Origin of the sequence: Bacteroides sp. An19, from assembly GCF_002160215.1 — a bacterium.
Lineage (GTDB): Bacteria > Bacteroidota > Bacteroidia > Bacteroidales > Bacteroidaceae > Phocaeicola > Phocaeicola intestinalis.
Genome location: NZ_NFKD01000035.1, coordinates 1 through 19,520, shown reverse-complemented (window position 1 = coordinate 19,520; position 19,520 = coordinate 1). Strand labels below are relative to the sequence as shown.

16 protein-coding genes and 2 pseudogenes are annotated in these 19,520 nt (G+C 45.0%); 15 read left to right on the top strand and 3 right to left on the bottom strand.

Annotated elements, in window-relative coordinates; all coding sequences use genetic code 11:
- The first annotated feature begins 730 nt into the window (after positions 1 to 730).
- The 12 genes and pseudogenes from B5F25_RS13015 to B5F25_RS12960 all read left to right on the top strand — a co-directional run bounded on the left by B5F25_RS13015 (position 731) and on the right by B5F25_RS12960 (position 14,053).
- A complete protein-coding gene (locus tag B5F25_RS13015) occupies positions 731 to 1,042 on the top strand; it encodes a hypothetical protein (RefSeq protein WP_225226457.1) in 312 nt (103 codons plus the stop codon).
- A gap of 7 nt (positions 1,043 to 1,049) precedes the next feature.
- Positions 1,050 to 2,186: a DUF4377 domain-containing protein gene (locus B5F25_RS13010; RefSeq protein ID WP_162614418.1), complete on the top strand. Its 1,137-nt coding sequence runs from the start codon at positions 1,050 to 1,052 to the stop codon at positions 2,184 to 2,186.
- A gap of 110 nt (positions 2,187 to 2,296) precedes the next feature.
- A pseudogene (locus B5F25_RS13005) lies at positions 2,297 to 2,752 on the top strand (AraC family ligand binding domain-containing protein); the annotation flags it as partial.
- A 112-nt stretch (positions 2,753 to 2,864) separates the two neighbouring features.
- A pseudogene (locus B5F25_RS13000) lies at positions 2,865 to 3,379 on the top strand (AraC family transcriptional regulator); the annotation flags it as partial.
- A gap of 152 nt (positions 3,380 to 3,531) precedes the next feature.
- On the top strand, positions 3,532 to 3,999 hold the full coding sequence (rimP, locus tag B5F25_RS12995; protein ID WP_022039701.1) for a ribosome assembly cofactor RimP: 468 nt from the start codon (positions 3,532 to 3,534) through the stop codon (positions 3,997 to 3,999).
- A gap of 5 nt (positions 4,000 to 4,004) precedes the next feature.
- Positions 4,005 to 5,267 carry a transcription termination factor NusA gene (gene nusA / locus B5F25_RS12990; protein WP_022039702.1) on the top strand — a complete coding sequence of 421 codons (1,263 nt, stop codon included), beginning with the start codon at positions 4,005 to 4,007 and terminating at the stop codon, positions 5,265 to 5,267.
- 142 nt (positions 5,268 to 5,409) lie between these two features.
- Positions 5,410 to 8,358, top strand: a complete 2,949-nt coding sequence (gene infB / locus B5F25_RS12985; RefSeq protein WP_022039703.1) for a translation initiation factor IF-2 — start codon at positions 5,410 to 5,412, stop codon at positions 8,356 to 8,358.
- 153 nt (positions 8,359 to 8,511) lie between these two features.
- Complete coding sequence (locus B5F25_RS12980) at positions 8,512 to 8,973, top strand: CvpA family protein (RefSeq protein WP_022039704.1); 462 nt, start codon at positions 8,512 to 8,514, stop codon at positions 8,971 to 8,973.
- A 3-nt stretch (positions 8,974 to 8,976) separates the two neighbouring features.
- On the top strand, positions 8,977 to 10,428 hold the full coding sequence (gene sufB, locus B5F25_RS12975; RefSeq protein WP_087211022.1) for a Fe-S cluster assembly protein SufB: 1,452 nt from the start codon (positions 8,977 to 8,979) through the stop codon (positions 10,426 to 10,428).
- A gap of 110 nt (positions 10,429 to 10,538) precedes the next feature.
- Positions 10,539 to 11,291, top strand: coding sequence for a Fe-S cluster assembly ATPase SufC (gene sufC / locus B5F25_RS12970; RefSeq protein ID WP_087211019.1), 753 nt, complete (start codon positions 10,539 to 10,541; stop codon positions 11,289 to 11,291).
- 4 nt (positions 11,292 to 11,295) lie between these two features.
- Entirely contained in the window at positions 11,296 to 12,639 is a 1,344-nt protein-coding gene (sufD, locus tag B5F25_RS12965; RefSeq protein WP_087250013.1) for a Fe-S cluster assembly protein SufD, read from the top strand.
- A 199-nt stretch (positions 12,640 to 12,838) separates the two neighbouring features.
- Positions 12,839 to 14,053, top strand: coding sequence for a cysteine desulfurase (locus tag B5F25_RS12960; RefSeq protein WP_087211014.1), 1,215 nt, complete (start codon positions 12,839 to 12,841; stop codon positions 14,051 to 14,053).
- On the opposite strand, the gene B5F25_RS12955 is transcribed toward B5F25_RS12960, so the two are convergent.
- Complete coding sequence (locus B5F25_RS12955; RefSeq protein ID WP_022039709.1) at positions 14,050 to 14,652, bottom strand: lysine exporter LysO family protein; 603 nt, start codon at positions 14,650 to 14,652, stop codon at positions 14,050 to 14,052. The genes B5F25_RS12960 and B5F25_RS12955 overlap by 4 nt on opposite strands.
- A complete protein-coding gene (locus B5F25_RS12950; protein WP_087250011.1) occupies positions 14,649 to 14,927 on the bottom strand; it encodes a LysO family transporter in 279 nt (92 codons plus the stop codon). The genes B5F25_RS12955 and B5F25_RS12950 overlap by 4 nt, the downstream gene beginning before the upstream one ends.
- 294 nt (positions 14,928 to 15,221) lie before the next feature.
- On the opposite strand from B5F25_RS12950, the gene gpmI reads away from it, so the two are divergent.
- Positions 15,222 to 16,736 carry a 2,3-bisphosphoglycerate-independent phosphoglycerate mutase gene (gpmI, locus tag B5F25_RS12945; protein WP_022039711.1) on the top strand — a complete coding sequence of 505 codons (1,515 nt, stop codon included), beginning with the start codon at positions 15,222 to 15,224 and terminating at the stop codon, positions 16,734 to 16,736.
- Between the two features lie 144 nt (positions 16,737 to 16,880).
- Entirely contained in the window at positions 16,881 to 17,462 is a 582-nt protein-coding gene (locus B5F25_RS12940) for a DUF3109 family protein (protein WP_087211037.1), read from the top strand.
- 71 nt (positions 17,463 to 17,533) lie between these two features.
- Here the strand turns inward: B5F25_RS12940 and B5F25_RS12935 are convergent, their stop codons facing one another.
- Entirely contained in the window at positions 17,534 to 18,862 is a 1,329-nt protein-coding gene (locus B5F25_RS12935; protein WP_087211009.1) for a FimB/Mfa2 family fimbrial subunit, read from the bottom strand.
- A gap of 109 nt (positions 18,863 to 18,971) precedes the next feature.
- On the opposite strand from B5F25_RS12935, the gene B5F25_RS21820 reads away from it, so the two are divergent.
- Positions 18,972 to 19,175 (top strand): hypothetical protein, encoded by a 204-nt coding sequence (locus B5F25_RS21820; RefSeq protein WP_162608555.1) that lies wholly within the window; start codon positions 18,972 to 18,974, stop codon positions 19,173 to 19,175.
- Positions 19,176 to 19,520: the final 345 nt, after the last annotated feature.

Here is a 19,520-nt window from a genome sequence, read left to right as displayed (position 1 = left end):
TCGTGTTGTTTGCGGTTATCTATGCGGAGGAATATAGGTGCATCCGCTGTAAGATTATTAATCTTCAGGCTGCAAGATTATTAATCTTACAAGCGCAAGATTATTAATCTTACAGCAGACGAAGCTATCTGTGTTGAAGCAAGAAGATAATAGCAGCAACCTTTTATCAAAAGATATACACTGATAAAACCAATGCGCCTTGCTCATCGTACATTCTTGACTATTGGCTCGCATAAAGCAGGAACTAATTTCGTGTTTCAGGGAAAAACTTTTGAAAATAGGAGATTATCGTAAAAATCTTCTATCTTTGTATTCGGGTAGAACCAACTCTTTCCCAAAACATGCGAGAAAAAGAAGAAACGTTATGCGCATCAAGTATTTGGAAACATAGGAAATTTTCAAATTGCATATTCAGATGGCATGGTGGTTCTGACGCTATAGCGTGGGCTGCTATAACTACATCTGTATACAAGGTTTCCTACGACCTCCAAGTAAAGACGTGGCATAGTTGGCTCACGTTTCCTGTAATACAAATGAAAATTCTTAGGAAGTCAACAAGAATTTTATAACGATGAAGATGAAAAACATTTTAAGAAAACTCCCGACATTCATCGGTGTCTGTATACTGATGATTCTGACAAGCTGTACTACATCTAAATCCGTCGTCTCACAAGGTGTCAATTTATCTAAGTATAAATACGTAGCGGTTATAGACGATGATACGTACAGAATGCCCCCCGAACTTGTACAATATCAGATACAATTATACGATGCTGTCGAACAGTCGGGGTTAACATTGATAAACCAATATCGCATTAACGAACTGACACAGAGTGAGCAGTCGGCGTTATTGCTGGCGACATTCGGTGTCGCTGTAAGCCAAGAAGAAACCGTAATCACGGTCAACTTCATCGACTTCAACACCGACCGCCCTTTAGTTTCCTGCCGAGGTGCTTATACCACGTTAGGAATAAGTCACGATGCCGACATCAAAGGTGCTCTTAAACGTGTGGGTGAACAGATTTCAAAAACCTTTAAATAAACAAGTCGTGACAATCAAGAATCTTTCTTTCGTTTTATTGACGGTCCTAAGTTTTATATGGGGCGGTTGTGACAATGAAGATACTTCAGGAGACAGTTATGCGGATATCATCATGCAGGTATCCGAAACAACGGTTTGGGAGTCCGTATGGGGAAGTAATGTTCCAATGGAATACATGCTTGTAAAGGAGCCGTCTGATACGGAATGGCAGCGTCTTGTCATGGGCAGCATCGAAGGCTTTGAATACGTGCAAGGACATGCCTACGAATTGAAAGTGCGCAAAACCACTCTCGCCAATCCACCGCAGGACGGGATGAATTGCACTTATCGGCTGATTGAAATACTAAGCGATACACAACCGGACACACCTGTCACGCCCGAAGAATGGCCCGAAGAAGCAAAATTCAAGCTTAAAATGGTGCAACTGACTCCGTTTATGTATTTAGATACACCGCTGGCGGCACCCTTCGACTTGTTGACATTCAGAATACTCGACCATCGGGATGAATACACTCCCTTTGGCAATCCGGAGTTCCTGCAATACTATGATTCGATTGTGATGTCGTCTCCGGTCATGCCTGACACCTATCCTATTCTTCAACGGAAAAAAGGTGATAGTGGAACGTCTGAAAGCTACACATCGCAATGGAGCTCGTATTTTTTCGAGAAAAGCGATTTCCTGATATCGCTTAAAGGATACAAGGATGGCGAGGTGAAGTATGAATATACAATTGAACAGATTATGCGTGAAAGGGATTTTCTCGGTATAGATTGGGAAAGAGGAAGTATTGCGGTTGCCAACCCACAGACTCACACCATTTATTGTGTACTTGATACCCGTTATGAGTTTCTGTTGACCAACACCCAACAGCGCAACAATACCCCTTTCGTGGAAATCAGGGTAGCGGTCGCATCCCATCTTACTGATGCCGAAAATCTTCAAAGGCAGGAAGACGGGCTGCGTTGGCTGCTGACAAAATATTTGGAAAAAACATCCGAGACAACCGCCAGTTTCAAGACATTGCCCGAAGATGCCAGCATCGTGGAAACTTACGGCAATGATACTACACGTGTAGCGCTTCTTCATATCGAGGGTGATGACTTTCATGAAGAATGTTATTACTTAATCGCCGAACCGAAATAACATCTAAAGCCCTTATGTTTTTGATGGTGATATTGCAAGAGATTGTAAGATAGGAATTACAAAATAATTTTGTATATTCGGCACGTAAAACAACTTTAGATATTTCTGCCATGATACGATTGAAAGACGGATTTGACGGTGAAAGGGCGTTGGTGCTTCCGCAGCTCATTACCCAGTTTATGGAAAAAGACCCGTTGCTCGCCGCCCTCCATATTACTGATATCGGTTATTACCCGAAGGCAAGTCATCACTTTAGGGAACGGACAACTCCTATCAATCAGTTTGTGTTCATTTATTGTATAGATGGAGCGGGTTGGTACCGTGTTAACGGATATACTTACGAGGTGCACGAAAACCAGTATTTTATACTTCCGGCAGGAATGCCACATGCCTATGGGGCAGACGAGGGTAATCCATGGACGATTTATTGGATTCATTTCAAGGGAACTTTGGCTTCTTGTTATGCTAAAAATGCTGCGCAGCCTATGGAAATTTTGCCCGAGAAACATTCGCGCATCAATAATCGCATCAACTTGTTTGAGGAGATTTTTCTTAGAAACTGTTTTGAATTTATCGTGCGATGATTTGGGATGAGTTTTTGAGGCATTTCCGCTTGTGTGATGAGGAAGATAGCGGGCTATCTGACGAAGAACAGAAGCGGAAAGGACCAAAAAATCGCCCAAAGCACACACGAAAACGGATACATCAAGACGAGAAAAACTTTTTGAAGAAATTCAAAACAGTTTCTTACACTGAAGTCGGGCTATAGCAACGAGAATCTGTATTATGCATCTTCGCTTTTTCATCATTATTTAGGCTCGTTGCGTTATGTCCAACAATACCGTGCGGCTTATGGTGGGCGGACAGATGATGAAGGACTTGTTGATGTGACTATACATTATATGAAAGAGAATCTGGAAAAACGGCTTACACTTCAGGAGCTGACGGCGCAAAGTGGTTATTCGGCTTCACATTTCTCGATGTTGTTCAAACGGAAGACGGGACACAGTGTGTTGGAGTATTTCAACTTGATGAAGATACAGGAGGCTTGTTTCTTGCTTGACTCGACAGACATGAAGGTCAATCAGATCTGTTACAAGGTAGGCATAGATGATGCCTATTACTTTTCGCGTCTGTTCAACAAGATTATGGGCATGTCGCCTTATGCTTACCGGAAAGCCAAGAAGGGATAAGGCAGGAATCCAGCTGTGTTAAATTGAATTAAAAATGAAATAATTATTCTTATATTTTGTAGTGCGTCAGATTATTTGTATCTTTGCAGGCGAGATGAAAAAGAAGGTGGAGGGGCGGTAAGGCTCCTTTTTTTATTCACTATTAATATTGCATGATAGACAAACAAGCAGTGACCCGTATAGTTGAAGAATGGCTGGACGGGAAAGATTATTTTCTGGTAGATGTCTCTGTAAGCCCAGATGACAAAATCGTAGTAGAAATAGACCATGCCGAAGGGGTGTGGATTGACGATTGTGTAGAGTTGAGCCGGTTTATCGAGTCGCGGCTGAACCGGGAAGAAGAGGATTATGAACTGGAGGTCGGTTCGGCAGGTATCGGACAGCCTTTTAAAGTGTTGAAACAATACTTGATGCATATCGGTAAAGAGGTAGAGGTGATGGATGCTGCCGGCAAGAAATGGACCGGTATCCTGAAAGCAGCCGACGAAGCTGGTTTTACGATTGCGATAAAAGTGAAGGTGAAGCCGGAAGGGGCGAAACGTCCGCGGCTGGAGGAACAGGACAAGGCTTTTGCATACGATGAGATAAAATACACCAAATACTTAATTAGCTTTAAATAGATGTTATGGCGAAGAAAGGACCTGCAGTCAGTTTGATTGACACGTTTTCGGAATTTAAGGAGTTGAAAAACATAGACCGCACCACGATGGTAAGCGTGCTGGAAGAGTCGTTCCGCAGCGTGATAGCCAAGATGTTCGGTTCGGATGAGAATTACGATGTAATTGTGAATCCCGATAAAGGGGATTTCGAGATATGGCGCAACCGTGAGGTGGTGGCAGATGAAGACTTGACCGACCCTAACCGACAGATAGCACTGAGTGAAGCACGGCAGATAGATGCTTCGTATGAAGTGGGTGAGGAAGTGACCGATGAGGTAATCTTCGAGAAGTTTGGGCGGCGTGCCATCCTGAACCTGCGGCAAACGCTCGCTTCGAAGATATTGGAGCTGGAGAAAGATAGCTTGTATAACAAGTATATCGACCGTGTAGGTACGGTGATGGCTGCCGAGGTATACCAGATATGGAAGAAGGAAATCTTGCTGTTGGACGATGAAGGGAACGAATTGTTGCTGCCGCGTACCGAACAGATACCGGGTGATTTTTACCGTAAAGGTGAAACGGTACGTGCCGTAGTAGCACGGGTGGACAACAAGAACAATAACCCGAAAATCATTTTGAGCCGTACCTCGCCGATGTTCCTGCAGCGGTTGTTCGAACAGGAAGTGCCTGAAATAGCAGACGGGTTGATTACTATCCGGCGTATAGCACGTATTCCCGGCGAACGGGCAAAGATTGCAGTAGAGTCATACGATGATCGTATCGATCCGGTAGGTGCGTGTGTGGGAGTAAAAGGTTCGCGTATTCACGGTATAGTGCGTGAGTTGCAGGGCGAGAACATTGATGTTATCAATTACACGGCCAACTTGCAGCTGTTTATCCAGCGTGCACTGAGCCCTGCCAAGGTGTCGAGCATCGTGATGCACGAAGAAGAGAAGAAGGCAGAAGTGTACCTGAAACCGGAAGAAGTATCACTGGCTATCGGTAAGGGAGGTATGAACATCAAGCTGGCAAGTATGCTGACCGAATACACGATAGACGTATACCGCGAGGTGGAAGAAGGTACAGTAGATGAGGATATCTATCTTGACGAATTCAAGGATGAGATAGACGAATGGGTGATAAATGCTATTAAAGGCATTGGCATCGATACAGCCAAGGGTGTGCTGAACGCTCCGCGTGAGATGTTGATTGAGAAAGCCGACTTGGAAGAGAATACGGTAGACGATGTCTTGAGAATACTGAAGGCGGAGTTTGAAGGCAACCAGTAACGTTTGCCATTTACCATTTACAATTTACAATTTGTCTTTATTACAGTGCGCAGAATTGTACATCTGTAAATGGTCCCGAAATGGTAGACTGCAAACGGTGAATGCCCGAATGGTAAATTGTAAATGGTAAATTGTAAAGGGAATGATGATAAGACTGAATAAAGTAACAAGAGATTTGAATGTGGGGATAGCTACAGCGGTCGACTTCTTGCAACGGAAGGGATATGCTGTGGAAGCGAATCCGAATGCGAAAATAACTGATGAACAATATGCTGCACTCGTAAAAGAATTCAGCAAAGACAAGGATTTGAAGATAGAGTCGGAAAAAATATTTCAGGAACGCCAGAATAAAGAGCGTAGTAAGGCTTCTGTTTCGATAGAAGACCTGCACGGGGGAAAGGCACAGCCTGAAATGATAGAAATAGAAGTGCCAGAGGAAAGCCGTCCACGCTTCAAGCCCGTAGGAAAGATTGATTTGGACAGTCTGCGTACTGGAAAGAAGTCTGCAGGCGGACAGGCAAGCGCAAAAGAAAAGGATGCAAAGGTTTCTTCTGCTTCAGGAAAAGAACAGCAGGCAGATACGGAAGTGAAACCTGTACAACCGCAGGCGGAGCCTGAAGTAACGGAAACGGGGACGGCTCCCCGACCGGCAGCACAGCCGGATGAAAAGCCGGAACAACCAGAACAAGAAAAAGCTGAGGAACAGAAACCGGAGCCGATGGAAGAAAAGAAAGAAACAATAGAGGCACAGAATGTGCAGGGTAAGACAGAAGACGGGATATTCAAGATACGTCCTACCGAGTTCAAGTCGAAAATCAATGTAGTGGGACAGATTGATCTTGCTACGCTGAATCAGTCGACTCGCCCGAAGAAAAAAACAAAAGAAGAAAAACGTAAGGAACGGGAGGAAAAAGACCGCCAGCGGCAAGAGCAACGCCGGCAGATGAAAGATGCCATTATTAAGGAAATACGGAAAACCGATGAAAAAACTGAAAAAGCAGGAGATGGTGATAACACGGCAAACAGTAAGAAGAAACGTAACCGTATAGGAAAAGAACGTGTGGACATCAATACAGCTGCAAGTCAGGTTTCGCGGGGTGGAGAAAGTAGTGGAAAATCGGGAAAGAATGCCCAAGGGGGCGGCAAGCATGCCAAAGACCGTTTTAAGAAAGCCGTAGCAAAACCTGAAGTGAGTGACGAGGATGTAGCAAAACAGGTGAAAGAAACCTTGGCACGCCTGACCAGCAAGGGAAAGAATAAGGCTGCCAAGTACCGGAAAGAAAAACGTGAAATCATACAGAACCGCCAGCTGGAGCAGGAAGAACAGCAGGAAGAAGAAAGCAAAGTATTGAAGCTGACCGAGTTTGTGACTGCTAATGAATTGGCGAACATGATGAACGTGCCGGTAACGCAAGTCATCTCTACGTGTATGAGCGTGGGTATCATGGTGTCTATCAACCAGCGTCTGGATGCTGAAACCATAAACTTGGTAGCAGAGGAATTTGGCTTCAAGACGGAATACGTAAGTGCAGAAGTGGCACAGGCGGTTGAGGAAGAAGCTGATGCAGAAGAAGACCTGCAGCCTCGGGCACCGATTGTAACGGTAATGGGTCACGTAGACCACGGAAAAACTTCGTTGCTCGACTATATCCGTAAAGCGAATGTGATAGCTGGTGAGGCTGGAGGTATCACACAGCACATTGGTGCTTATAACGTGAAGCTGGAGGACGGGCGCCACATTACTTTTCTGGATACTCCGGGACACGAAGCATTTACGGCTATGCGTGCCCGCGGTGCAAAAGTAACAGATGTGGTGATTGTCATTGTTGCAGCAGATGATAACGTGATGCCGCAGACCAAGGAAGCCATCAATCATGCGATGGCGGCAGGCGTGCCCATTGTGTTTGCTATCAACAAGATAGACAAGCCCAATGCCAACCCTGATAAGATAAAGGAAGAGCTGGCACAGATGAACTTCCTGATAGAAGAATGGGGAGGCAAGTACCAGTCGCAGGACATTTCGGCCAAGAAAGGTACGGGTGTGAAAGAACTTTTGGAAAAGGTATTGCTGGAAGCCGAGATGCTTGACTTGAAAGCGAATCCGAACCGTAAAGCTACAGGCTCTATCATTGAATCTTCGCTGGATAAAGGACGTGGTTATGTAGCTACGGTACTGGTATCGAACGGTACGCTTCACGTAGGTGATATCGTGCTGGCTGGAAAATATTATGGCAAGGTGAAGGCTATGTTCAACGAGCGTGGCCAACGCATGAAAGAGGCCGGTCCGTCGGAGCCTGTATTGATTTTGGGATTGAATGGTGCTCCGGCAGCGGGTGATACATTCCATGTATTTGATAGTGAACAGGAAGCACGTGAGATTGCCAATAAGCGTGAACAGTTGCAACGCGAACAGGGATTGCGTACCCAGAAGATGCTGACACTGGATGAGGTAGGGCGCCGTCTGGCATTAGGTGATTTCCATGAACTGAACATCATTGTGAAAGGTGACGTGGACGGTTCGGTAGAGGCATTGAGCGATTCACTTATCAAACTTTCTACTCCACAGATACAGGTAAATGTCATTCATAAGGGCGTAGGACAGATTTCGGAGTCGGATGTATCGCTTGCTGCAGCTTCGAACGCCATTATCGTGGGATTCCAGGTGCGTCCTTCGGGCAGTGCGGCAAAGCTTGCCGAGCAGGAAGGTGTAGATATCCGCAAATATTCCATCATCTACGATGCTATCGAAGAGGTGAAGGCTGCAATGGAAGGTATGCTTGCTCCTACGGTGAAAGAACAGGTTACTGCCACTATTGAAGTGCGTGAGGTATTCAATATCAGCAAAGTGGGTATGGTAGCCGGTGCAATGGTAAAGACCGGCAAAGTGAAACGTACCGACAAGGCACGTCTGATCCGTGACGGTATCGTGATTTATACAGGAAACATCAATGCCTTAAAACGCTTTAAGGATGATGTGAAGGAGGTGGGTACCAACTTCGAGTGTGGTATCAGTCTTACGAACTGCAACGATATCAAGGTGGGTGATGTGATAGAAACCTACGAAGAAGTGGAAGTAAAACAAACGTTGTAATCAATGAATAACTAACAGTGGACTATGAATAACGGAACTATGTTTGTCTCACCGTTATTCATAGTTCACTGTTAGTTATTCATTGTTAAGTATTAATTAATTATTAATTAGGAAGTGTCTTCGCTGGATTGGTTAATAACGGCAATAGTGGCAATGGGGGCGGCGGTAGGTTTTTGGAAAGGTGCCATCCGTCAATTGGCTTCCATCGTAGGGCTTTTGGCTGGCTTGTTGCTGGCGCGTGCTCTGTTTGTGGCCGTAGGTGACCGGCTAGGCGAAGCGTTAGGTACCTCGGTGGCACTGGCACGTGGCTTGGCTTTCGTGCTTATCGGTGTAGGGGTGCCTTTGTGTTTTCTGATACTTGGCTCGTTGCTCACCCGGCTTGCCGAAGGGCTTCGGTTGGGATTCGTAAACCGGTGTCTGGGAGCAGGGTTGGGAGGCTTGAAATTTGTATTGCTGCTAAGTATTGTGCTTCGTATCCTTGCATTTGCCGATGGTGAAGATTATTTAATCGGCCGAACCACAAAGGAACAATCGTTGTTCTATATTCCGGTGAAGGATGTGTCGGGCTATTTCTACCCGGCAATGAAAGATATGACTAATCATTTAACCGACTGAACTATGCAGTTAGAACCCAATAAATATGTAAAAGAACTGACCCGTGAGAAGTATAAATATGGCTTCACTACGGACATTCATACCGATATTATCGATCGTGGGCTGGACGAAAATGTGGTAAGGCTTATCTCGGCAAAAAAGAACGAGCCTGAATGGTTGCTTAATTTCCGCCTGAAAGCTTACCGCCACTGGCTGACAATGGATATGCCCACCTGGGCACATCTTACGATTCCTGATATCGACTACCAGGCTATATCGTATTATGCCGACCCTACACGTAAGAAAGAGGGTCCGAAGAGTCTTGATGATGTAGACCCCGAACTGTTGAAAACATTCAATAAGCTGGGGATTCCGTTGGAAGAACAGCTTGCATTAAGTGGTATGGCGGTAGATGCGGTGATGGATTCGGTGTCGGTAAAGACTACCTTTAAGGAAACATTGATGGAGAAAGGCATTATCTTTTGCTCTATCAGTGAAGCGGTACGCGAACATCCTGACTTGGTAAAGAAATACTTAGGTTCGGTAGTAGGGTATCGTGACAATTTCTTTGCAGCTCTCAATTCGGCAGTGTTTAGTGACGGTTCGTTTGTTTATATTCCTAAAGGTGTCCGGTGTCCGATGGAACTTTCTACTTATTTCCGTATTAATGCTGCTGGTACCGGACAGTTCGAACGGACACTTATTGTGGCAGATGATGACAGTTATGTGTCGTATTTGGAAGGATGTACGGCTCCGATGCGTGACGAGAATCAGCTTCATGCAGCTATTGTGGAAATTGTGGTGCTTGACCGTGCTGAAGTGAAATACTCTACAGTGCAGAACTGGTATCCCGGTGATGCCGAGGGTAAGGGAGGGGTATATAACTTTGTTACCAAGCGGGGCATTTGTAAAGGTGAAGGCAGTAAGTTATCATGGACGCAGGTAGAAACCGGTTCTGCCATTACTTGGAAATATCCCAGCTGTATTCTGAGCGGTGACAACTCGACTGCCGAATTTTATTCAGTGGCGGTTACGAACAATTACCAGCAGGCAGATACGGGAACGAAAATGATTCACCTGGGACGTAACACTCGTTCTACCATCGTCAGCAAGGGCATCAGTGCCGGACGAAGTCAGAACTCTTATCGTGGACTGGTGCGTGTGGCTGAACGGGCGGATGGTGCGCGCAACTATAGCCAGTGCGATTCACTCTTGTTGGGTAGCGAGTGTGGCGCACATACATTTCCCTACATGGATATCCATAACGAGACGGCAGTGGTAGAACACGAAGCTACTACTTCGAAAATATCAGAAGATCAGCTTTTTTATTGTAACCAACGTGGTATTTCTACCGAAGATGCAGTCGGTTTGATTGTGAACGGATATGCTAAAGAAGTGTTGAACAAGCTCCCGATGGAGTTTGCCGTGGAAGCGCAAAAGCTGCTTTCGGTTTCGTTGGAGGGAAGCGTAGGATAATGAAGAATTAAGAATGAAGAATGATGAATTAAATATGCAATGAGGGATGGGGGATGAGGAATCTGTTGATTCTTCATTCTTCATTCTTCATTCTTAATTTATAAAAGTTTATGTTAGAAATAAAAGATTTACATGCCTCGATTAACGGCAAAGAGATATTAAAAGGAATCAACCTGAGTGTGAAGACTGGCGAAGTGCATGCCATTATGGGACCGAACGGTTCGGGAAAGAGTACGCTGAGTAATGTATTAGTAGGACATCCGGCATACGAGGTGACTCGCGGTTCGGTCACTTTCGACGGGAAAGACCTTTTGGCTATGAGTCCGGAAGACCGGAGCCATGAAGGATTGTTCTTATCGTTCCAGTATCCGGTAGAGATTCCGGGAGTGAGCATGGTGAACTTTATGCGCACGGCAGTAAACGAGCAACGGAAGTATAAGGGGCTTCCTGCACTGACGGCAAGCGAATTCCTGAAACTGATGCGCCAGAAGCGCGAGGTAGTGGAATTGGACAGCAAGTTGGCAAACCGTTCGGTGAACGAAGGCTTTTCGGGTGGTGAGAAGAAGCGGAACGAAATCTTCCAGATGGCTATGTTGGAACCGAAGCTGAGCATTTTGGATGAAACAGATTCGGGGCTGGATATCGATGCATTGCGCATTGTGGCAGAAGGTGTGAACAAATTGAAGACACCGGAAACCAGTTGCATTGTCATTACCCATTACCAACGTTTGCTGGATTATATCAAGCCAGATATAGTACATGTGCTTTATAAAGGACGCATAGTGAAAACGGCTGGACCTGAATTGGCACTGGAACTGGAAGAAAAAGGATACGACTGGATCAAGAAAGAATTGGGAGAGTAAGTGTATGAAAGCGGAACAACAGTATATCGACCTTTTTACGCAGTATGAGGCACTTCTCTGCCGTAACAGTGCTGAGGCGATGAATGCCCCGCGTGCCAAGGCTTTTGCCGATTTCGAACGCTTGGGCTTTCCTACGCGTAAAGAGGAGGATTATAAATATACGGAGGTGGGGAAGTATTTTGCTCCCGACTTCGGGTTGAATCTGAACAGGTTGGAATTTCCTGTCAACCCGTATGAAGTGTTCAAGTGTGATGTGCCGAATATGAGTACTTCGCTTTATTTCGTAGTCAATGACACGTTTGATAAGCATGTGCATCCTTCGGCTCAATTGCCCGAAGGAGTATTGTTCGGTAGCTTGAAGGATATGGCCAGACTCTATCCGGACCTGATAAAGTCGTATTATGGAAAGCTTGCCGATACATCGCAAGACGGGCTGACCGCGTTCAACACGATGTTTGCACAAGACGGTGTGCTGATGTATGTCCCGAGTGGCGTGGTGATGGAACGGCCTGTCCAGTTGGTAAATATCCTGCGTGCCGATGTTGATTTTATGGTGAACCGCCGTTTATTGGTTATCGTAGAAAAAGATGCGCAGGCGAAGCTGCTGGTATGCGACCATGCAATGGATAATGTGAACTTCCTTTCCACGCAAGTGACGGAAGTTTTTGTGGGGGAGAATGCTGTATTCGACCTTTATGAGTTGGAAGAAACTCACAACAGTACGGTGCGTTTCAATCAGTTGTTTGTCGATCAGCAGGCAGGAAGCAATGTCTTGCTGAATGGCATTACGTTGCATAATGGAACTACCCGGAATACTACCCGTGTGACACTATCGGGAGAGAGAGCCGAGGTGAACCTTTGTGGTATGGCAATAGCCGACAAGAACGAACAGGTAGATAACAATACTTTTATCGACCATAAAGTGCCTGGTTGTACAAGCAACGAGCTTTTTAAGTATGTGCTCGACGACCAGGCGACAGGTGCTTTTGCCGGAAAAGTATTGGTTCGTCCAGGTGCTCAGCATACGTCTTCGCAACAGACCAACCGAAATTTATGTGCTACCCGTGAAGCACGGATGTACACGCAGCCTCAGCTGGAAATTTATGCCGATGATGTGAAGTGCTCGCACGGTGCTACGGTAGGTCAGCTTGACGAGAATGCATTGTTTTACATGCAACAGCGTGGCATCCCCCTGAAGGAAGCCCGTCTATTGCTGATGTTTGCCTTTGTGGGTGAAGTTATCGACTGTATCCGGATGGAGGCATTGAAAGACCGTCTGCACCGTCTGGTAGAAAAGCGTTTCCGTGGCGAACTGAACAAGTGCCAGGGATGTGCGATATGTAAATGAGTTTTTGAGTTTTTAGGTTTATAAGTTCTTAAGTTGATGTGGTTAAAAGATTTGAGAATTAAAGAACTTAAAAACTCATTCCCAATCAGCACACGCGAACGAACGCATCAAGGCTAGAAAACTTTTTGGAGAAATTCAAAACAGTTTCTTGCTTTATTGGAACATTTAAAACAGGCTCTTAAAAACTCAAAATCTGAATATGTACGACATAACAAAAATCAGAGAAGACTTTCCGATACTTTCACGAACGGTGTACGGCAAACCGCTGGTCTATCTGGACAATGGGGCTACTACGCAAAAGCCTCGGTGTGTAGTGGAGTCGATAACCGATGAATACTATTCGGTGAATGCCAATGTACACCGTGGAGTGCATTTCCTTTCGCAGCAGGCAACTAACCTGCACGAGGCTTCACGCGAAACGGTACGTAAGTTTATCAATGCGCGCAGTATTTCTGAAATTGTTTTTACACGGGGGACGACAGAGAGCATCAATTTAGTGGCTTCCACCTTTGCCGATAGCCAGATGAAAGAAGGTGACGAAGTGATAGTCTCGGTAATGGAACACCACAGCAATATCGTATCGTGGCAATTACAGGCAGCACGTAAGGGAATCGTCTTGAAAGTGATTCCGATGAATGAACGTGGCGAACTGTCGCTGGCTGAATATGAGAAACTTTTCACGCCGCGTACCCGTATTGTGTCGGTTGCTCATGTGTCGAATGTACTGGGTACTATTAACCCGGTCAGTGAATTAGTTCGGATAGCTCATGCTCACAATGTTCCTGTGTTGATAGACGGAGCCCAAAGTATTCCCCATATCCCGGTAGATGTACAGGCACTGGATGCCGATTTTTATGTGTTCAGTGGGCATAAGGTATACGGTCCTACGGGTATTGGCGTGCTTTATGGTAAAGAGGCTTGGCTGGATAAGTTGCCGCCCTATCAGGGAGGAGGCGAAATGATTAAGAACGTAAGTTTCGAAAAAACCACATTCAATGAGCTTCCTTTTAAGTTCGAGGCGGGTACTCCCGATTATATTGGCAGTACGGCATTGGCAAAAGCTCTTGACTATGTATCAGCAATTGGGATGGAACAGATAGAGGCTTACGAACACGGACTGACGCAGTATGCCATGCAGCGCCTGAAAGAGGTGCGGGGGATGCGTATCTTTGGCGAAGCTGCACAGAAAAGTTCGGTTATATCCTTTTTGGTTGGCAATATCCATCATTTTGATATGGGCACCTTGCTCGATCGTTTGGGTATTGCTGTTCGTACGGGACATCATTGTGCCGAACCTTTGATGCATCGTTTGGGTATTGAAGGTACTGTACGTGCATCTTTCGCGCTATATAATACAAAGGAGGAAATCGATGTGCTGGTCGCAGGCATAGAGCGGGTAGCGAAGATGTTTTAAATCGAACAGAAAAAAGTCACCAGAAACGGTACGCTGAAATCTGTTATAAAACCATGGAAGATGGATACTACGGCAAACTGCTGTCCTGCACATTGAGTAATGACAGGCAGGGTGGTGTCTGCCGTGGTGGCTCCTCCGGCTGATATGGGTGCCAGATTGCCAAACCAGCGAACCAGTAGTGGTGCGCACAGCAGTGTGAGAATTTCACGCAAAATGTTCGATAAGAGGGCGATGGTGCCCAGTTCCGGACCTTTATATTCGGTAATGAAGATACTCGACAGCGAGTAATAACCGAATCCGGCACCTACTGCCATGCAGTCGGCTGCACTGCGGTGTGGAAGCAGCAAGCTTACCAGTGCCGTGGCAGAAAGAGTGCCAAAGATGGTCATTATGGGAAGAAATGCCAGACGAGGATTCAGACTACGGAAATTATTCAGCGTCTGTGGATCATTGCCGATGCTTAGTCCTACACTGAACATCAGGGCACACAACGTGTAAAAACTAATGTCAGTCTTAGCCAAAGAAACAGGGATGATATGGAATAATCCACATAAACATCCCAATGCGAAAAAGCCCACAATAATCAAACTTCCTTTCATGCCTCTCTTCTTTTTCGTTTGTATACAGATTTCCACAACGCCCAGGCTGCCAGGCAGCTTCCGATAACGGCAGTTATGGTGATAGCTAATGCTTCCAGGCCTAATGTGGCAAGCCCCTCGATAATTTGCCGGTTTTCCCCGACTTCGATGCCCAATAAAAACAACAAGAGCCAGATAAGTACCGTGATAATCTGGTGTATTCCAGTAAGTTGCCGCCTGCGTAGCAAAAAGCCGATACACATTCCTCCCAACATAAGTCCGATTACTGTAAACATATCTTTCGATTTTTATCGGCAAAGGTAAAGAAAACTTTGTCAATGACAATGGATAATGGACGATTGACAGGGTAAATGCATCTAATTTGTGCAGATTATCCGATATTGAAAAACATTTGTGGGAATACGGATTACCATTCTGACCGCTATCGGGATTACATTAGGCGTGCCCATTAGGCGTGCCCTTGTGTTTCTAAACGATTTTTCATTTAAAAAAGTATGTTATAAGGAAGAGATTTTGTAATTTTGCGTGTTGTAAAACAGGATATATCAACTTTTAAACAAAATAAGATTATGGCTAAGAAAGCTCTTTTAATGATTTTGGACGGTTGGGGTTGTGGAGACCACAAGAAAGACGATGTGATTTTCAATACCCCTACTCCGTATTGGGACAGCCTGTTGGCTACGTATCCACACTCCCAGCTTCAGGCAAGTGGTGAAAACGTGGGTTTACCAGATGGGCAGATGGGCAACTCGGAAGTAGGTCATCTGAATATCGGTGCGGGTCGTATTGTGTATCAGGACCTGGTGAAAATCAACCGCGCATGTGCCGACGGTAGCATTCTGAAGAATCCGGAAATCGTGTCTGCATTCTCTTATGCTAAAGAGCAGGGCAAGAATATCCATTTTATGGGATTGACTTCGAACGGCGGGGTACATTCTTCGCTGGAGCATCTCTTTAAATTGTGTGATATCGCCAAAGAATATGGTTTGGAAAATACGTTCATCCATTGCTTCATGGATGGCCGTGATACCGACCCCAAGAGCGGTAAAGGATTTATCGAACAACTGACTGCACATTGTGCCCAGTCGGCTGGTAAAATTGCTTCTATCGTAGGACGTTTTTATGCTATGGACCGTGATAAACGCTGGAACCGTGTGAAGGAAGCCTACGATTTGCTGGTAGAAGGCAAAGGTAAGCAGGCTACGGATATGGTGCAGGCAATGCAGGAATCGTATGACGAAGGTGTGACTGACGAATTCATCAAACCGATTAACAATGCCAATTTCGATGGTACCATCAAAGAGGGAGATGTGGTGATATTCTTCAATTACCGTAACGACCGCGCGAAAGAGTTGACCGTAGTACTGACCCAGCAGGATATGCCGGAAGAAGGCATGAAAACTATTCCAGGTTTGCAGTATTACTGCATGACGCCGTATGATGCTTCGTTCAAAGGGGTTCATATCATCTTCCCGAAAGAAAACGTGGCAGATACGCTGGGTGAATATCTGTCGAAGAATGGTAAAAAGCAGCTCCACATAGCTGAGACTGAAAAATATGCGCATGTTACTTTCTTCTTTAATGGTGGACGCGAGGCTCCGTTTGATGGGGAAGACCGTATCTTGGTTCCGTCACCGAAGGTGGCTACTTACGACCTGAAACCGGAAATGAGCGCTTACGAGGTGAAAGACAAGCTGGTGGAAGCAATTAATACACAGCAATACGATTTCATCGTAGTGAACTATGCCAACGGTGATATGGTAGGACATACGGGAGTTTACGAAGCTATCGAGAAGGCTGTAGTGGCTATTGATAACTGTGTACGCGATACAGTGGAAGCTGCTAAGGCAAATGATTACGAGGTTATCATCATTGCCGACCATGGTAATGCCGACCATGCCTTGAACGAAGACGGTACACCGAACACAGCCCATTCGCTGAATCCGGTTCCGTTTGTATATGTGACGGCAAACAAGGATGCTCAGGTGGCAAACGGTGTACTGGCAGATGTGGCTCCGTCTATTTTACATATCATGGGGATGCCACAACCTGCAGACATGACAGGAAAAGATTTGATTAAATAATCTGAGAAAGACAATTGACAAGGGTATCAGTTGATAAGATGGCAAAGCTTTTGAGGAGTTAGAATTCTTGAAGCCTTGTTGTCGTATCAATTGATACCTTCTTATTTAAAAAGGAACTTTGTTTATAAATCACCAAAAGATATGATGATTGAAGTTGGAGATGTCGTGGTTTCATCTGACATCTTTACCGGGAAGTTTTTTTGTGACTTAGATGCCTGCAAAGGTGTATGCTGTATTGAGGGCGATGCTGGAGCTCCGGTAGAATTGGAGGAAGTGGAGAAACTGGAAGAAGTGTTGCCGGTGGTATGGGAAGATTTGTCACCCGAGGCGCGGGAGATAATCGACAGGCAAGGAGTGGTATATACTGATCAGGAAGGTGACTTGGTGACTTCTATCGTGAACGGGAAAGATTGTGTATTCACTTGTCACGATGAGAAGGGATATTGCTATTGTGCCATAGAAAAAGCTTTTCGTGAAGGACGTTGCGCTTTTTACAAACCGATATCGTGTCACCTCTATCCGGTCCGCCTTGGCAAGTGCGGACCTTACACGGCATTAAATTATCATCGTTGGGATATTTGCAAGGCTGCTGTAGTGTTGGGCGAAAAGAAAGACGTGGCGGTTTATCAGTTCTTGAAAGAACCTCTTATCCGCCGGTTCGGTGAAGACTGGTATGCTGAACTGGAACTGGTGGCAGAAGAATTGCGGAAATATGCCGGTAAATGAGTAGACAAGATATCAGTTGCCTGCTGTTTAAAAACATTTCAACTGATATCTTGTCTTGTTATTTTGACTTGTTACCTGACTGTCAGGTGTACAGTTTTTACGGGACGGAGGTAATAGGTACGTTTGGAGCCGACTTTTGATATGCTTGAACTCCAGAAAGCAAAACTTGACTGGCAATCATTACATAGGTATCGGTCTTCATCATCTTCATTGCCATAGAAGGGTGCCAGCCCGTTATCTTGCAGCAATTGGTTTAAATCGAGGTCTCTATATTGAGCGATAAAGCTTTTGGCTTCTTCCTTAGTGAATACCCGCCAGCCATCGATACCGCTTATTTCGTAATCCGCCAGGATTTCTTCTCCTTTGTCTGCCTGTGTTTCCCATTGTTCAGGGGCAATAAGAAAGGCTTCGCATTCAGTGTCGGAAATTTCGGTTATTTTCCATACAAAGAAATTTTCCCAAATACTTTCTTCTTCTTCGGGTAATGTTGATACATAATAAGTATCTGCATTTCCTGTAATTGTGCCAGGATTTTCTTCTGTATCATCGGGATTATCGGGGATGGTTTCGCTTATGCCGAACTCTACGCCTACCAATGGGTGCCAGCCTTCGGCTTGAAATTCTCCGTTCAGCGTGATTCCGTCTTTATAATTGCCGGTAAACTGGTATGGATATCCGGCTAGCAGTGCTGATTGGTAAGTGTAGCCGTAGGTTTTATTTCCTTCAGGTTGGTCTATCTGTACAGACAGGTGGGTAGACGAGCTTTCATGAGGAAGGATATAAACGGTTTCGCTCATCCATTGGTTACCTTCTTTTGCGCAAGGTATGGTACATGATTGCTGGTCGTTTTTGTATGCATTATTGAAGGCGATGCCTGAACTGACTGGAGATATGTCTATACTGACGTTGGTGGCTTCTTCGGGTACGTCATTGATAACAAAACTGACAGAAGCTACAGCGTATGACAGGGTCATTTGTACTGTTGTTGATTTTGTCAGGTTTATTTGGGCTTGTGCTATCTGGATGGGAGCTTTGGCAAAATTAGATTCCTTGATGCTGATGTAACTTTCGGGAGTGATGTCGAGTGGCATGAAGTATTCGTCTTCCGTGATGCCGGATAGCAGAATAATGGTGTATTTCCCTTCTGCAATGCTTTTGCTATATGATGCGGATTCATCGGCGATGATGTCTTGCTGGATGCATTTACCTTCTTCATTAAACAGGTAAACAGTGAGGGGGTAATGAATAGGGGCGTTGTTGTCGCTTCGGGTGACCACTTGTACGGTGTGGGGGACGTTTTCGATGGTTTCACCCGTCTCTTCTTCAAGCTGATACTCTCCACAGGCGCAAGTTAGCCACGTCAGGAGAAGAGGTAGATAGAAATGTTTAGTGTAACTCATATTAATTAAGGTATATGTTTTTTCTATCTATAACGCAAGTTTCTCGGTTTGTGTATGTTTGATCTGCAAAAAAAATTCCGATAAGAAGCTGTTTTGAATTTATCGTGCGATGATTTGGGATGAGTTTTTGAGGCATTTTCGCTTCTGTGATGAGGAAGATAGCGGGCTATCTGACGAAGAACAGGAACGAAAAGGACCAAAAAATCGCCCAAAGCACACACGGAAACGGATACATCAAGCCAAGAAAAACTTTTTGGAGAAATTCAAAACAGCTTCAAATTTGTTTAGCGGATATGAATCAATGTATGATTGAAAGGTTCAGTATCTGTTTCAAGCTGTCTTCCTTTTACGTTCTCCATATCAAAACCGTACGGTTTCCATATCGAGAACGTACGGTTTTCAATTGGAGAACGTACGGTTTTGATATGGAAACCATAAAAGGATGATGGCTGGATTGATAGTATAATCCAATCAGATATTTCAATTATATGGCTTTGGGAATTTGATTATAAATGCCCATAACATTTTTCTTTGATTAATTTAAGAAGCTGTTTTGAATTTATCGTGCGATGATTTGGGATGAGTTTTTGAGGCATTTTCGCTTCTGTGATGAGGAAGATAGCGGGCTATCTGACGAAGAACAGGAGCGAAAAAGACC